Source organism: Phenylobacterium sp. T106 (assembly GCF_057219735.1).
The window spans coordinates 400852-415453 of the sequence record NZ_JBXVWA010000001.1 but is presented as its reverse complement, the minus strand read 5'-3'; the positions used below and the strand labels follow the sequence as shown (position 1 = coordinate 415453).

Here is a 14602-nt window from a genome sequence, read left to right as displayed (position 1 = left end):
GGATCGCTCCCGGGCCTTGGTGTTTCAGGCGCTTTCGCGGATCAGACCGCTTCGGGCTCCTGCGCCGGGGTCTCGACGACCGGGGCGCCGGGCTCGCGTTCCTGGCCTTCGATGTCGAAGCCGAGCTTGCCGTCCTTGAGCACCACGCGGACGTGGCCGCCCTTGGTCAGCCGGCCGAACAGGATCTCGTCCGCCAGCGGCTTTTTGATGTTCTCCTGGATCACCCGGGCCAGCGGCCGGGCGCCGTAGAGCTCGTCGAAGCCGTTCTTGGCCAGCCAGTCCGCCGCGTCGTCGTCCGTCTCGATCGTGACGTGCCGGTCCGCGAGCTGGGCTTCCAGCTGCATGACGAACTTCTGCACGACCTGGCGGATGATCTCGGGCGTGAGCGGCCGGAACTGGACGATCGCATCCAGGCGGTTGCGGAACTCGGGCGTGAAGAGCCGCTTCAGCGCCTCGTCGACCTCGTCGTCCTGCTTGCCGCGGCCGAAGCCGATGGCGTTGCGCTGGGCGTCGGAGGCGCCGGCGTTCGTGGTCATGATCAGGACCACGTTGCGGAAGTCGATCTTCTTGCCGTTGGAGTCCGTCAGCTGCCCGTGGTCCATGACCTGGAGCAGGATGTTGAAGACGTCAGGGTGCGCCTTCTCGATCTCGTCCAGCAGGACCACCGAGTGCGGGTGCTGGTCGACGGCGTCGGTCAGCAGGCCGCCCTGGTCGAAACCGACGTAGCCGGGGGGCGCGCCGATCAGGCGGCTCACCGTGTGGCGCTCCATGTACTCCGACATGTCGAAGCGCAGCAGCTCGATGCCCAGGGTGGAGGCCAGCTGGCGCGCCGTCTCGGTCTTGCCAGTGCCGGTGGGCCCCGAGAACAGGTAGCAGCCGATCGGCTTGTTGGCGTCGCGCAGGCCGGCCCGGGCCATCTTCATGGCCGAGCTCAGCGAGTCGATCGCCTCGTCCTGGCCGTAGACGGCGCGCTTGAGGTCGCCCTCGAGCTGCTTCAGGGCCTCGGTGTCGGACTTGCTGACCGACTTCGGCGGGATCCGGGCGATCTTGGCGACCACCGACTCCACTTCCTTGAGGCCGATCGTCTTCTTCCGCTTGCCCTCGGGGAGCAGCATCTGCGAGGCGCCCGCCTCGTCGATGATGTCGATCGCCTTGTCGGGCAGCTTGCGGTCGGTGATGTACTTCGCCGACAGCTCCACCGCCGCGCGGATGGCGTCGTTCGTGTAGCGGAGCTTGTGGAACTCCTCGTAGTAGGTCTTCAGGCCCTTCAGGATCTTGATCGTGTCGTCGATGGTGGGCTCGTTGACGTCGATCTTCTGGAAGCGCCGGACCAGCGCCCGATCCTTCTCGAAGTGCTGGCGGAACTCCTTGTAGGTCGTCGAGCCCATGCACCGCAGGGTGCCGGAGGCCAGCGCCGGCTTCAGCAAGTTGGACGCGTCCATCGCGCCGCCCGACGTGGCGCCGGCGCCGATCACCGTGTGGATCTCGTCGATGAACAGGATCGCGTCGGGGTGGTTTTCCAGCTCCTTGACGACCTGCTTCACGCGCTCCTCGAAGTCGCCGCGATAGCGGGTGCCGGCCAGCAGCGCGCCCATGTCGAGCGAGAAGATGGTCGACTTCGACAGGACCTCGGGGACCTGCTTGTTGACGATCTTGCGGGCCAGGCCCTCGGCGATGGCGGTCTTGCCGACGCCGGGGTCGCCCACCAGAAGCGGGTTGTTCTTGGTCCGGCGGCAGAGGATCTGGATGCAGCGCTCCACCTCGGCCATCCGCCCGATGAGCGGGTCGACCTTCCCCTGCTTGGCCTTCTCGTTGAGGTTGATGCAGTAGGCCTCGAGCGCCTCGCCGCCGGTCTTGACCGCGGGCTTCTCCTCGTCCTCGGCGCCCTTCACGGGCTTGGCTTCGGACGCGCCGGCCTTCTTGGCGATGCCGTGCGCGATGTAGTTCACCGCGTCGTACCGCGTCATGTCCTGCTCCTGCAGGAAGTAGGCGGCGTGGCTCTCGCGTTCCGAGAAGATCGCGACCAGCACGTTGGCGCCGGTCACTTCCTCGCGACCGGACGACTGCACGTGGATCACGGCGCGCTGGATCACGCGCTGGAAGCCGGCCGTGGGCTTGGCGTCCTCGCCGTCGTCGACGACCAGGCTGCGCAGCTCGTTGTCGACGTAGTTGGTGAGCGTGGTGCGCAGGGCCCCCAGCTCCACGTCGCAGGCGCGCATCACGCCGGCGGCGTCCTCGTCGTCGATCAGGCTGAGGAGCAGGTGCTCCAGGGTGGCGTATTCATGCTTGCGCTGGTTGGCGTACGCCACGGCGCGATGCAGGGATTCTTCGAGTTGGCGGGAAAATGAAGGCAAGTGCGCCTAATCCTTCTCCATGGTGCATTGCAGCGGGTGCTGATGCCGCCGCGCCGTATCAACGACCTGGGCCACTTTTGTTTCCGCCACTTCGTATGTGTAGACCCCGCAGACGCCCACGCCATGCTGATGAACATGGAGCATTATGCGAGTCGCATCTTCGCGCGACTTGTTGAAGAATTGCTCAAGTACGTACACGACGAATTCCATCGGCGTGTAGTCGTCATTCAGCAGCAGGACCCGGTACATCGAGGGTTTCTGCGTCTTCGGTTTGGTCTGGGTGATGACCGCCGAGCGAACGCCGGTGTCAGCGCCACCTTCCTTCCGTTCGCTCATGTTTCCGTTCTCCTGGCGGGACCGGCGCGGTCCATCCCGTTCCGATTAGATATGCCAGATAGCGCCTTTTGGAAGGGATGAATCGTCACGGGGCATGTTCACTCTACGGCGCCCGGCCTGCCGGCGAGGGGGTTCTGCACGGGGCGGCGGCTGCCGGTTTTCAGGGCGATCGGGGGCGGCGTCACTCTTCGTCCGACGCCACGCGGGCCCGCAGGATGCGCCCGGAGGTCACCGAGCCGGGCCCGAACCGGGCGCGGATAGCGTCCATGGAGCGCTCGCTGGCCAGCGCCTTCTTCTCCTCGCCGGCGAAGAAGTCGTCGGATGCGCTCTCGGCGTCGACCAGGTCGGCGATCCCGATGCCGATCAGCCGCCAGGGCCGGCCGTCGGCCTCCTTCGCGAGCAGTTCGCGGCCGACCTTGAAGAGCGTGTGCGCGGTCTGGGTGGCCACGGGCAGGGTGCGGCGACGCGTCACGATGCGGAAGTCGGTCGCGCGCAGCTTGAGGGTCACGACGCGGCCGGCGACGCCGCCCTGGCGCGCCTGGCGGGCCACGCGCTCGGCGAGGGGCGCCAGCCTGTCCTCGAGCTCGGCCACGCGCGACAGGTCCTCGTTGAAGGTCGTCTCGCAGCTGATTCCCTTGCGCGCCTCGTTGGGGTTCACGGCGCGATGGTCGCGCCCGTGGGCCAGGGCGTGCAGGCGCAGGCCGTGGGCGCCCCAGCGTTCGGCCAGGACCTTCACGTCCACCCGGGCCAGATCGCCCACCGTGCGGAAGCCGGCCTTCTCGAGCGTGGCGACCATGGCGGGGCCGACCCCCGGAAGGATGCGGACGGGCTTGTTCGCCAGGAAGTCCTTCGCCTCGTGGCCGATCACGGAGAACCCGCGCGGCTTGTCGAGGTCGGAGGCGATCTTGGCCAGGAACTTGTTGGCGGCCAGTCCGATGGAGACGGTCAGGCCTGTCTCGGCCTCGATGCGGGCCTGCAGCCGGGCGAGGGTGATCGCGGGCGGCGCGCCGTGCAGGCGCTCGGTGCCGGAGAGGTCCATCCATGCCTCGTCGAGGCTGAGGTTCTGGATGAGCGGCGTCAGCTCGGCGGCCATGCCCAGGATGCGCTTCGACTCGGCGCGGTACTTGGCGAAGTCGGGCTTCACGACCACCGCCTGGGGGCACGCCTTCAGCGCCTTGAACATCGGCATGGCCGAGCGGACGCCCGAGATGCGGGCGATGTAGCAGCAGGTCGTCACCACCCCGCGCTTGCCGCCGCCGACGATGACGGGCAGATCGCGAAGCTCGGGCCGGTCCCGCTTCTCGACGCTGGCGTAGAAGGCGTCGCAGTCCATGTGCGCGATGGCGAGTTCGCCGAGCTCGGGATGGGCGACGACGCGCGGGCTGCCGCAGGCGGGGCACCGCCGGGCGGGCTGCTCGCCCTGCCAGAAACAGTCGCGGCAGAAGGCCCTCATTCGAGCTCGTCCAGGCGCCAGAGCCAGGCGGCGCCGCGGACGCCGGACGAATCGCCGTGGGCGGCCTTGCGGATCGGAACCCCGTAGGCGTCCGCGAAGACGTGCGGCGCGATCGCGGCCGGCAGCCGCGGGTAGAGGACGTCCAGGTTCGACATGCCGCCGCCCAGCACGATCACGTCCGGGTCGAGGATGTCGGCCACGACGGCGAGGGCGCGCCCCAGGCGGTCGACGTAGCGCGCCAGCGCCGGATCGTCCGGCAAAGCCGCCTCGGCGGGCCGGCCCGCGTCGCGCGCGAAGCCGGTGCCGGACAGCCAGAGCTCGAGGCAGTTGGTGCGCCCGCACCAGCAGCGCAGGCCGGGAAGCTCCTCGGCGCGCGGCCAGGGCAGGGGCGTGTGGCCCCACTCGCCGGCGACCAGGTTGCGCCCCTCGACCAGGCGGCCGTCCACGGCGATCCCCCCGCCGCAGCCGGTTCCGACGATCACGGCGAAAACGACGCCCGCGTCGGCCGCGGCTCCGTCCGTCGCCTCTGACAGCGCAAGGCAGTTGGCGTCGTTGGCGTAGCGCACCGGCCGGCCCAGCACGCGCTCCAGGTCGGCCGGGAACGGCCGCCCGTTCAGGACCGTGGAGTTCGAGTTCCGCATCAGGCCGGTGGACGGGGAGGGCGATCCTGGTCCGCCGACCCCCACCCGCGCCGCCGCGACGCCCGCCAGCCGCTCGGCCTCGGCGACGGCCTCGCGCGTGGCCTCCAGCCGGTCCTCATAGCCGGGAGGCGTCGGCCGGCGCACGCGCGCCTGGAACCGGCCCTGGGCGTCCAGCGCCGCGGCCTCGATCTTCGTGCCCCCGAAATCCACCCCGATGCGGATCATGCCGCCAGCTATACCCGATCTGTTCCGCGCGCCTCAGCCTCGATCCAGTCGCAGACGCGGGCCAGCACCCCGGGGTCGGGTGGCGAGCGCATCTCCGCCCCGTAGGAGGCGAGGCCCGGGGCGCTGCAGGTCCGCCGCAGCAGATGACTGATCCCCGCGGGCGTCTCGCCGGTGAACGGCGCCTCGATCATCGCGCCGATCCGGCCGACGTCCGACGGCTCGACCTGTACGTCGTCGGCCCCCGTGATCGCGAGCACCGGGCAGCGTATCGCGCGCAGGTCGTCGGTGGGGTCGTAGGCCATGTACTCGCGGAACCACCGGGCGGGGAGGTCCGCGCCGTCGAGCCGCAGGACGTCGCCGCGCGAACTCAGCAGTCGGCGCCGCGCCATCGCCTGCCGCAGCCTGAGCACCGGACCCAGCAGGCGCGAAGGGCCGCTCAGCGTCTCGGCGAGCCTCGCGGACTGAGCCCGCATCACGTCCGCGCCCTGCCGGGCGGCGCCGGCCAGCAGGACGACGCCGCTCAGCGTGGCTCTCGCTGCGAGGCGCATCGCGATGGTCGCGCCCACGGAGTGACCCGTCACCACAATCCGCGCGGACGGCAGCGCCGAGCCAAGCGCGGCCAACGCCGCCTCGGCGTCGGCGGTCTCGTCGTGGAAGCCCGTGGCCAGATAGGTCCCCTGTGAGCCGCCCACGCCACGCTTGTCGAACCTGAGGCTGGCGACTCCTCTTCGGGCCAGTTCCTCCGAGAGCGCCCTCGCGACGCCGAGCGGTTGGCCCGGCATGTCCGAGTTCCGATCGAGCGGTCCCGATCCGCTCAGGATCAGGACGCCGATCCTGGCGCGGTCCGGCCCGGCGAGGGCGCCCGCAAGCGTCACGCCGTCCGCAGCGATGATCCCGGTGTCTCGATCCACGCCCACCACCTGGCTCCCAACAAGAGTGGGAGCTCAGCCGTCCGGAAACCAGGGCCTGTGGCGGCCTGCTCCGGTCAGCGCCGGACGGCGGCCTCGAGGGCCTCGCCCAGTTCGGCCCAGTCGTCGATGCGCGGGTGGCGGTCCGAGCGGGGCGCGAAGGGGCGCAGCCGCAGGTCGGCCACGTGCTGGAAGGTGGCCGTCTCCGGGCAGTGCTCGGCCACCGAGTCGAGGTTCGGGAGCAGGTCGTCCACGAAGGCCGTGGGGTGCAGCGTCTGGGCGACGAGGCCCTTGGCGATCGGACCCTTGGGCCCGGAGTTGAGCACCAGGGGATGCTCCATGCCGTGCTTCGCCAGCCAGGCCGCGCGCAGCTTCTCCCCCTGGGGCGGCGCGTTGGAGAGGATCAGGATCTCGGCGTGCCGGTGCAGCCGGTTCAGGGCCGCGATGGCGCCGGGCGCGGGCTCGATCTCGTGGCAGTGGGTGGCGAAGAACGCGTCGAACAGGCGACGCCCGGTCTCCATGTCGATGTGCTGGTCCGAGCCCGGCGGATAGATGTTCTGGAAGAGGGCGAAGCGCTCGACCCGCATCTCGTAGCCGTGCTGCGCCACGAAGTCGCCGAAGCCCTGCATGAAGAGGCCGAGCACCTCGTCCACGTCGATCAGCACCAGCGGGCGTTCGGCCGCCAGGCCCAGCGCGGTCAGGTTCGGGATCGGGGGAGGCTGGGACACGGCGGGGTTGCCTCGCGACGCGGATAACGAAGTTTAAGGATATAGCACCCGATAACCATCCGCAGGGTGGGGAGGGCCGAGAACCGGCTTGGCCTCGAGCACGCTGTCGGGTCCTGAATGGCCAAGAAAGTCCTCATCGTCGAGGATAACGAGCTGAACATGAAGCTCTTTCATGATCTGCTCGAAGCCCAGGGGTACGAGACCCTCGAGACCCGCGAGGGGCTGGCGGCGCTTTCGCTTGCCCGCGAGCACAAGCCCGACCTGATCCTCATGGACATCCAGCTGCCCGAGATCTCCGGGCTGGAAGTCACCAAGTGGCTGAAGGAAGACGACGACCTCGCCCATATCCCGGTGGTGGCGGTGACCGCCTTCGCCATGAAGGGCGACGAGGAGCGGATCCGTGAGGGCGGCTGCGAGGCCTACATCTCCAAGCCCATCTCGGTGACCCACTTCCTCGAGACCATCAAGCGGCTCCTGAGCTAGCCGCCAATGTCCGCCCGCATCCTGGTCGTCGACGACATCGAATCGAACGTCCGCCTGCTCGAGGCCAAGCTCTCGGCCGAGTACTACGACGTGCTGACGGCCTGCGACGGGCCCACGGCCCTGGCCATTGCCGCGTCCGAGCGGCCAGACATCGTGCTCCTCGACGTGATGATGCCCGGCATGGACGGCTTCGCGGTCTGCCGGCGGCTGAAGGACGATCCCGAGACCCGCCACGTCCCCGTGGTCCTGGTCACCGCCCTCGACGGCCGCGCGGACCGCGTCGCGGGCCTGGAGGCCGGCGCGGACGACTTCCTGACCAAGCCGATCGACGACGTGATGCTGTTCGCGCGCGTCCGCAGCCTGGTGCGCCTGAAGGCGGTGATCGACGAGCTGCGCGACCGCGAGGCCTCGGGGCGCCGCATGGGCGTCATCGCCGGCGCGGCCTCGCGCCTTGGCGGCTCGGGCGGTCGGATCCTGATCGTCGACGACAACCAGCGCCAGGCCCAGCGCGTGGCCGCCGAGCTGGCCGTCGAGCATCGTCCCGTGGTCGAGACCGAGGCCTACAAGGCCGCGCTGACCGCCCGCGGGCCGGTGGACCTGTGCATCGTCAACACCGCCGCCCGGGCCTTCGACGGCCTGCGGTTCGCCGCCGGACTGCGCTCGGACGACGCCACCCGCTCCATCCCCATCCTCGCCGTGACGGACATCGACGACCGGGCGCGCGCCGTGAAGGCGCTGGAGATCGGCGTCAACGACATCCTGGCGCGCCCGGTCGATCCCGGCGAACTGGCCGCCCGCGTGCGCACCCAGATCCGCCGCAAGCGCTACACCGACTACCTGCGCTCGAACCTCGACCACTCGCTGGAACTGGCGGTGACCGACCAGCTCACCGGCCTGCACAACCGCCGCTACATGCAGGGCCAGCTGGAGGCGCTGATGCGCCGCGCCTGCCGGGGCGGGGAGCCCGTGGCGGTGCTGGTGATCGACATCGACCACTTCAAGAAGGTCAACGACAGCTTCGGCCACGACGTCGGCGACGAGGTGCTGGCCGAGTTCGCGGTGCGGCTGGCGTCGAACGTGCGCGCCATCGACCTGCCGGTGCGCCACGGCGGCGAGGAGTTCGTGGTGGTCATGCCCGACACGGACCTGGAGGACGCCCGCCGGATCGCCGAGCGCATTCGCCTCCATGTGGCCGGCGCGCCGTTCCGCGTCATGGGCGGCGACGAGCTGCTCAGCGTCACGATCTCGATCGGCGTCGCGTCCAGCGGGGACGCCAACGACACGCCCAGCGCCCTCATCAAGCGCGCGGACGAGGCGGTCTACGAGGCCAAGTCGGCCGGCCGCAACCGCGTGATCGCTCGCGCGGCCTGACATCCGTCCGCCTCACCGGCCGTAGATCCACTCCGTCAGCATCATCCGCGGGCTCGCGCCGGCGTTGGGCATGGTGGCGTGCAGCAGGTGCGGGTCCATGAACCAGGCGTCCCCGGCGCGGCCGGCCATCTCGCCCACCCGCACCGGCACGCCCTCGGCCTCGCCCCAGGCGTCCATGAAGCGGGCCCGGCGGTCCGGGCCATCGGGGCGGCCGAAGAGGGCGGCGAACCAGGGCGACCGCTCCGCCAGGCGCGCCCGGGCCTCGCCGGAACGGAATTCGCGACCCTCTGCCGCCGCGAGCGCGCGCAGAACCCGGTGGGACCCGGCGACGTAGCCGGTCGCCCCGCCGCCCGCCGGGTGGTCGGCCAGCAGGACGAACACGCGCGCCACGGCCGGGGCCTTCGCCGAGACCGCGAGGTCCAGGTGCCAGTTCCTGTGCGGGACGTCCCAGCGGTCGGCGAAGCCCGGAAGGGTGACCAGCGGCAGGCCCCAGCGATCGGGAGGGGTCCAGCCGCCGGCTCCGAGGAACTGGTCCAGCACGGCGCGGACCGCGGGGCTGGCGAGGGCCGCCAGCTCGTCGGTGCGCGCCGCCAGCTGCGCCGGATGGGGAACCCTCCAGGTCGACGGCCGGTCGCGGAATATGCCGTGGCCGACGCGGAGGCGGCGCCAGACCACCTCCGAGAGGGCGGCGACGTCTTCGGGGCCACCGCGGCCGGCAGGTGGGCGACGCCTTCCGCAGCGTAGCGGTCGAGCTGGTCCGGGGAGAGGCCGGGATGCTCCATGGGAAGCTCCAGAACGAAAACGCCCCGCGGTGAATGGGCGTCGCGGCCGGCCGGCCGTTCCACCTATTCACCGCGGGGCGTCCCCACGGCGACCCCGCAAGGCGCGGGTGGTCGAAGCCACGGTCCGTCGACCGGCCCAGGTTGTCAAGCCGGCCGCCCGCGCCTCTCCGCCAGATACGCAAAACGCCCGGCCGTTGCGGCCGGGCGTTCTGATGTCAGGTCAACGCCTTGGCGGATCTACTTGATCTTGCCCTCGCGGAACTCGACGTGCTTGCGCACCACCGGGTCGTACTTCTTCAGCACGAGCTTGTCGGTCTTGGTGCGGGCGTTCTTCTTGGCCACGTAGAAGTAGCCGGTGTCGGCCGTCGAATTCAGGCGGATCTTGATGGAGGCGGGCTTCGCCATGGGTCTAGTCCTCGGGCGGGGCCAAACGGATACGCACCGCCGGCGGGTGTTCAGGAGGCGCGGAAAATACGAATCCGCGCCGTGAAGTCAACCGTGCGCGGCTAGAGCGCCACCGGCCGCATGCCGCCTTCGTTGGTCTTGTAGCGCAGGAACGGCTTCGGGCGGTTGGGGTCGTCCATGCGGGCGACCGCTTCCTTGATCATGATCCGGGTCACGGCCGGCAGCGGCAGGGCCATCGCCTCGTCGAAGTCGACCCAGGCGATCTCGTCCAGCTCGCCGCAGTCGCCCTGGCGGTCCAGGCTGGTGAGGCGCTCGGCGTCAGCCGTCAGGAACCAGGTGTCGAAGCGCTTGCCGACGGACGGCGGCGTGATCGCGCGGGCCACGACGTCCATGGCGTCGAGGTCGGGCAGCATGCCCTGGGCGACGAAGTCCTTCCACGGCCCCGTCCCGCGCGCCTCGCCGGGACGCGCCAGCAGCAGCCCGGCCTCTTCCCAGGTCTCGCGGACCGCCGCCAGGGCCAGGGCGCGGCCCTTGCCGACGGGGAGGTACTTGTCGAACAGGCCGTGCACGTCGGTGCGCAGGTCGGTGGCGTAGGGCGCCCGGTAGTCGGCGCGGTCGATCCGTCCGCCCGGGAACACCCAGCGATCGGGCATGAAGCTGTGGCCGCCGTGGCGGCGGCCCATCAGCACCCGCGGCTTCTTCGCGTCGCGGCGGATGATCATCACCGTGGCGGCGTTCTTCGGACGCACGGCGCGCTGGCCGGCGATGCGGGGCGGGCCTTCCGGCTTGTGGACGATGGTGGCGCTCTCGGACATGCGAACAACTGTATGACTTGCGGCGGACCGGAGGAAAGGGCGCCCTTGCGGAACGCGGCTCAACGCCGCTTGCCGCCCATCTTCTTCTTGCGTCCGGTGCGGATGCCCGGGGGACGGCCCGGGCGCGGCCTGGGCGGTCCCCCGCCTCGGCCGCGCACGCCGAGTCGCGGTCGCGGCATCGAGTCGTCGGGCGGGGCGGAGTCGCTCAGCATCTCGAAGACCAGCCCGCCGGTGATGGGCGTCGCTTCGCGGAGCCGGACCTGGACCGACATGCCCAGCGGCCAGCGCGCCCCGGTCCGCTCGCCCACGAGCGCGTGGGTCCGGTCGTCGTGGACGAAGTACTCGCCGCCCAGGGTGCTGACGGGGACGAGGCCGTCTGCGCCCGTCTCGGCCAGCCGCACGAAGAGGCCGAAGCGGGTGACGCCCGTGATCTTGCCGTCGAACTCCGCGCCCACCCGGTCGGCGAGGAAGGCGGCCACGTAGCGGTCGGTCGCATCCCGCTCCGCCGCCATGGCGCGCCGCTCGGCGAAGGAGATCAGCTCGGCGGTGTCCTTCATCTTGGCGATGTCGAACTCCGACAGGCCGTCGCTCCCGAGCTTCAGCGCGGTCACCAGGGCGCGGTGCACGATCAGGTCGGCGTAGCGGCGGATGGGCGAGGTGAAGTGCGCGTACTTCGCCAGGTTCAGCCCGTAGTGGCCGATGTTCTCGCTGGAATAGACCGCCTGCATCTGCGTGCGCAGCACCACCTCGTTGACGATGTCGGCGTGCGGCCCGTCGCGGGTCTCGTCCAGCAGGCGGTTGAACCGCTCGGTGCGCGGCGCCTCGCCCTTGGTCCACGGCATCCCGATGGAGCCCAGGAAGTCGCCCAGCGCCTGCAGCTTCTCCGGGCTCGGCTGGTCGTGGATGCGGTAGATCAGGGGCGTCCGCTTCTCCTCCAGCGTCTCGGCGGCGCAGACGTTGGCCTGGATCATGAACTCCTCGATCAGCCGGTTGGCGTCGAGCGTGGCGCGCGGCGTGATCGCCGCGATCTCGCCCTCCCGGCTGATGGCGATCTTGCGCTCGAGGCTCTCGATGGCGAGGGGCGAACGGGCGTCGCGGCCCCTCTTCAGGCAGGCGTAGGCGGCCCAGAGCGGCTTCAGGACGGGCTCCAGCAGCGGGCCGGTCTTGTCGTCGGGCGCGCCGTCGATGGCGGCCTGCGCCTGTTCGTAGGCCAGTTTCGCCGCCGAGCGCATCAGTCCGCGGACGAAGCGGTGGCTGCGCTTGCGGCCGTCCGCCCCGAACACCATGCGCACCGCCAGGCAGGCGCGGTTCTCGCCTTCGCGCAGCGAGCAGAGGCCGTTCGAGAGCCGTTCGGGGAGCATCGGCTCCACGCGGTCGGGGAAGTAGGCGCTGTTGCCCTTGTCGCGGGCGATGCGGTCGAGCTCGGAGCCGGGGCGGACGTAGGCGGCCACGTCGGCGATGGCCACCCAGCAGACCCAGCCGCCAGGGTTCTTGGGGTCGTCGTCCGGGTGCGCGTAGACCGCGTCGTCGTGGTCGCGGGCGTCCAGAGGATCGATGGTGATCAGCGGGACGTCGCGCAGGTCCTCGCGGCCGGCGAGGGTGGGCGCCTCGGCCGCCTCGGCCTCGGCTTCGGCCCCCTCGGAGAAGCCCGTGGGCACGCCGTGCGCGTGGATCGCGATGAGGGAGTAGGCGCGCGGGTCGTCCTCGCGGCCCACGGTCTCCAGCAGCTTGCCGCGCTTGGGTCCGTAGCGGGGCCCGTGCGGCTCGACCTGCGCCACCACGAGGTCGCCGTCCCGCACGTCCTCGCCCTCGGGCAGGACCAGGGTGTCCTTGGACCGGCGATCCACCGGCTCGACGCGGATTTCCCGACGCGCCTTGCGCACGACGCCGAGGATCCGGTGGGCGCTCTGGCCCAGGCGCTTGATGAGTCGCGCCTCGAACTCGCCGTTCTCCAGGGGGACGAACCGCACGAGGACCCGGTCGCCCAGGCCGGGCGCCGAGCCCTTCACGTCGGCGCCGGGCGCCAGCGGCACCAAGGGCGCGTCCTCGCCGCGGACGAGCCTGACCAAAAGGTCGCCGTCGGTGTCGCGCTCGACCACGTCGGCCACGCCCACCTCGGGCAGGGCGCCCGCCTCGGCAAGTCCGCGGCGGCCGCGCTTGCCCAGCGTTCCGTCGTCCTGCAGCTGGTTCAGCAGGTGCCGCAGCGCCCGGCGGTCCTCGCCCTTCAGGCCGAACGCCCGGGCGATCGCGGCCTTGTCGGTCTCGCCGCTCTCCCGGATGAACTTCAGCAGGGTTTCGCGGTCGGGAAGGCCCTTGGCAAAGCGGGCCGACTTCGGTGTCTTCGGGGGAGCCATCGGTCGTGCTTAGCACCTTCGGGGTGACGGAGGACCATCAGATGCTCACCGGAACGCACCGGTTCCCCAGACAGGACCAGATCACCTACGGGCGGCCCGCGGCCGAGGTCGCGCAGGAACTCGCCAGGGCGTGGGGCTGCTCGCGGCTGCTCGTGACCACGACCCGTTCGCTGGCCGACGGGCTGGCCCGGGCGTTCGCCGCCGAGCTGGGCGAACTCTGCGTCGGCGTCTTCGCCGGCGTCGGCGCGCATTCGCCTCGGGAGGGCGTGATCGCCGGTGCGGCCGAAGCCCGGCGGACCGGCGCAGACCTGCTGGTGGCCCTGGGCGGCGGCTCGGTGATCGATGCGACCAAGGTCATGCAGCTCGCTCTGTGGGCCGACGTCGGCGACGCCCAGGCCCTGGACGCCTACCGCGCCGGGCGTGGACCCGGCCGCGTGGACGTCTCGAGCATTACGGCCGGCGTGCGGATGATCGCCATCCCCACGACCCTGTCGGCGGCCGAGTTCACCCCGTTCGCCGGGGTCACCGACGTCGCCCGCCGCGCGAAGGAGGGCTACACCCACCCCCTGCTCGCGCCGCGCGCCGTGATCCTGGACCCGGCGGTGACGCTGGCGACGCCGGCGCAGCTCTGGTTCTCCACCGGCATGAAGGCGGTCGACCACGCGGTGGAACAGCTCTGCAATCCGCAGCGTGCGCCGTACGCCGACGCCCTGGCCGCCGACGGCCTGGCGCGGCTGGCCGAGGGGCTCTTGGCCACGAAGGCCGCGCCCCAGGACCTGGACGCCCGGCTGCAGTGCCAGTTCGGCATGTGGCACGCGATCGCAGGCGTCGGCTCGGGCCGGGGCATGGGGCCCAGCCACGCGCTCGGCCACACCCTGGGCGGAACCTACGGCGTGCCGCACGGGATCACCTCGTGCGTGATCCTGCCGGCGGTCCTGGAGTGGACGGCTCCTGCGGCCGGCGCGCAGCAGGCGCTGGTGGCGCGGGCGCTCGGGTCGGCGTCCGCCGCGGAGGGCGTCGGCGCGCTCGTGCGCAGGCTGGGCCTGCCTGCCGATCTGAAGAGCGTCGGCGTCGGGCGCGACTCGTTCCAGGCCATCGCCGAGCACACGATGCACGACAACGGGGTGCGGACGAGCCCGAGGCCCATCGCCGGCCCCGAGCACGTCGTGGAGATCCTCGAACTGGCCGCCGGCTGATGCTGCTGAAGATGGCGCAGCTGGAGGCGATCCGGCGCGGCGAGCTGAGCGTCGTCCTCCGGCGCTGGAGGCGGCCGACCGTGCGGTCGGGCGGGACGCTGAACACCGCGCTGGGCCAGCTGGCGATCGACGAGGTGGCGGCGGTCGAGGCGGTGACGGACGGCGACGCCGTGGCCGCCGGCTATCCCTCGGCGGCGGCCGCCTGCGCTGAACTGGCGGGAGAGGGGACCCTCTACCGAATCCGCGTCCGGTTCCTGGGCGCCGACCCGCGCGCCGCCTTGCGGGAAGACACCGACCTCACCGGCGTCCTGGCGGCGCTCCGGCGGCTGGACGCGCGCGGCCCCTGGACCGCCCGCGTGCTCGACCTGATCGCGGAGCACCCCGCCCGCCGCGCCGGCGACCTCGCGGCGATGCTCGGGCGCGAGACGCTTCCCTTCAAGCAGGACGTGCGCAAGCTGAAGGCGCTCGGGCTGACCGAGAGCCTGGAGGTGGGCTACCGGCTTTCGGCCCGGGGGCTGGCCGCCAGGAAGGCGATGATCGACCTGCCGTGA

14 protein-coding genes are annotated in these 14602 nt (G+C 71.2%); 4 read left to right on the top strand and 10 right to left on the bottom strand.

Annotated features, from left to right (window positions below; translation table 11 throughout):
• Positions 1-41 precede the first annotated feature (41 nt).
• The 6 genes from clpA to AC2D8W_RS01945 all read right to left on the bottom strand — a co-directional run bounded on the left by clpA (position 42) and on the right by AC2D8W_RS01945 (position 6645).
• Positions 42-2354: an ATP-dependent Clp protease ATP-binding subunit ClpA gene (clpA, locus tag AC2D8W_RS01970; RefSeq protein WP_293479022.1), complete on the bottom strand. Its 2313-nt coding sequence runs from the start codon at positions 2352-2354 to the stop codon at positions 42-44.
• Between the two features lie 6 nt (positions 2355-2360).
• Positions 2361-2690: an ATP-dependent Clp protease adapter ClpS gene (clpS, locus tag AC2D8W_RS01965; protein ID WP_068877522.1), complete on the bottom strand. Its 330-nt coding sequence runs from the start codon at positions 2688-2690 to the stop codon at positions 2361-2363.
• Positions 2691-2871: 181 nt separating this feature from the next.
• On the bottom strand, positions 2872-4143 hold the full coding sequence (locus AC2D8W_RS01960; protein ID WP_484670105.1) for a DNA polymerase IV: 1272 nt from the start codon (positions 4141-4143) through the stop codon (positions 2872-2874).
• Complete coding sequence (locus AC2D8W_RS01955; protein ID WP_484670104.1) at positions 4140-5009, bottom strand: ROK family protein; 870 nt, start codon at positions 5007-5009, stop codon at positions 4140-4142. Before AC2D8W_RS01955 ends, AC2D8W_RS01960 begins: the two co-directional genes overlap by 4 nt.
• 8 nt (positions 5010-5017) lie before the next feature.
• On the bottom strand, positions 5018-5926 hold the full coding sequence (locus AC2D8W_RS01950) for an alpha/beta hydrolase (RefSeq protein WP_484670103.1): 909 nt from the start codon (positions 5924-5926) through the stop codon (positions 5018-5020).
• A 68-nt stretch (positions 5927-5994) separates the two neighbouring features.
• The gene (locus AC2D8W_RS01945; protein ID WP_293484222.1) at positions 5995-6645 is read right to left on the bottom strand and encodes an HAD family hydrolase; all 651 of its coding nucleotides are present in this window, start codon (positions 6643-6645) and stop codon (positions 5995-5997) included.
• A gap of 117 nt (positions 6646-6762) precedes the next feature.
• On the opposite strand from AC2D8W_RS01945, the gene divK reads away from it, so the two are divergent.
• Both divK and AC2D8W_RS01935 read left to right on the top strand, forming a co-directional pair.
• Positions 6763-7128, top strand: coding sequence for a cell-cycle response regulator DivK (divK, locus tag AC2D8W_RS01940; protein WP_293484224.1), 366 nt, complete (start codon positions 6763-6765; stop codon positions 7126-7128).
• 6 nt (positions 7129-7134) lie between these two features.
• Positions 7135-8499, top strand: a complete 1365-nt coding sequence (locus AC2D8W_RS01935; RefSeq protein ID WP_484670102.1) for a PleD family two-component system response regulator — start codon at positions 7135-7137, stop codon at positions 8497-8499.
• A 12-nt stretch (positions 8500-8511) separates the two neighbouring features.
• Here the strand turns inward: AC2D8W_RS01935 and AC2D8W_RS01930 are convergent, their stop codons facing one another.
• The 4 genes from AC2D8W_RS01930 to rnr form a co-directional block, all read right to left on the bottom strand.
• A complete protein-coding gene (locus AC2D8W_RS01930) occupies positions 8512-9174 on the bottom strand; it encodes a phytanoyl-CoA dioxygenase family protein (protein ID WP_484670101.1) in 663 nt (220 codons plus the stop codon).
• A gap of 344 nt (positions 9175-9518) precedes the next feature.
• Positions 9519-9686 (bottom strand): 50S ribosomal protein L33, encoded by a 168-nt coding sequence (gene rpmG / locus AC2D8W_RS01925; protein WP_293482155.1) that lies wholly within the window; start codon positions 9684-9686, stop codon positions 9519-9521.
• 101 nt (positions 9687-9787) lie between these two features.
• Positions 9788-10501 carry an NUDIX hydrolase gene (locus tag AC2D8W_RS01920; RefSeq protein ID WP_293482154.1) on the bottom strand — a complete coding sequence of 238 codons (714 nt, stop codon included), beginning with the start codon at positions 10499-10501 and terminating at the stop codon, positions 9788-9790.
• Between the two features lie 59 nt (positions 10502-10560).
• Positions 10561-12855 (bottom strand): ribonuclease R, encoded by a 2295-nt coding sequence (gene rnr, locus AC2D8W_RS01915; RefSeq protein ID WP_484670100.1) that lies wholly within the window; start codon positions 12853-12855, stop codon positions 10561-10563.
• A 5-nt stretch (positions 12856-12860) separates the two neighbouring features.
• Here rnr and AC2D8W_RS01910 point away from each other — a divergent pair, with 5 nt between their 5' ends.
• A complete protein-coding gene (locus AC2D8W_RS01910) occupies positions 12861-14051 on the top strand; it encodes an iron-containing alcohol dehydrogenase (protein ID WP_484670099.1) in 1191 nt (396 codons plus the stop codon).
• The gene (locus AC2D8W_RS01905; RefSeq protein WP_484670098.1) at positions 14051-14602 is read left to right on the top strand and encodes a hypothetical protein; all 552 of its coding nucleotides are present in this window, start codon (positions 14051-14053) and stop codon (positions 14600-14602) included. Before AC2D8W_RS01910 ends, AC2D8W_RS01905 begins: the two co-directional genes overlap by 1 nt.

Bases quoted from the DNA above. Each gene is read 5' to 3' on its own strand.
- clpS (WP_068877522.1), bottom strand. From the start codon at position 2,690: ATGAGCGAACGGAAGGAAGGTGGCGCTGACACCGGCGTTCGCTCGGCG.
- AC2D8W_RS01905 (WP_484670098.1), top strand. From the start codon at position 14,051: ATGCTGCTGAAGATGGCGCAGCTGGAGGCGATCCGGCGCGGCGAGCTG.
- AC2D8W_RS01935 (WP_484670102.1), top strand. From the start codon at position 7,135: ATGTCCGCCCGCATCCTGGTCGTCGACGACATCGAATCGAACGTCCGC.
- AC2D8W_RS01920 (WP_293482154.1), bottom strand. From the start codon at position 10,501: ATGTCCGAGAGCGCCACCATCGTCCACAAGCCGGAAGGCCCGCCCCGC.
- AC2D8W_RS01960 (WP_484670105.1), bottom strand. From the start codon at position 4,143: ATGAGGGCCTTCTGCCGCGACTGTTTCTGGCAGGGCGAGCAGCCCGCC.
- rpmG (WP_293482155.1), bottom strand. From the start codon at position 9,686: ATGGCGAAGCCCGCCTCCATCAAGATCCGCCTGAATTCGACGGCCGAC.
- rnr (WP_484670100.1), bottom strand. From the start codon at position 12,855: ATGGCTCCCCCGAAGACACCGAAGTCGGCCCGCTTTGCCAAGGGCCTT.
- divK (WP_293484224.1), top strand. From the start codon at position 6,763: ATGGCCAAGAAAGTCCTCATCGTCGAGGATAACGAGCTGAACATGAAG.
- AC2D8W_RS01955 (WP_484670104.1), bottom strand. From the start codon at position 5,009: ATGATCCGCATCGGGGTGGATTTCGGGGGCACGAAGATCGAGGCCGCG.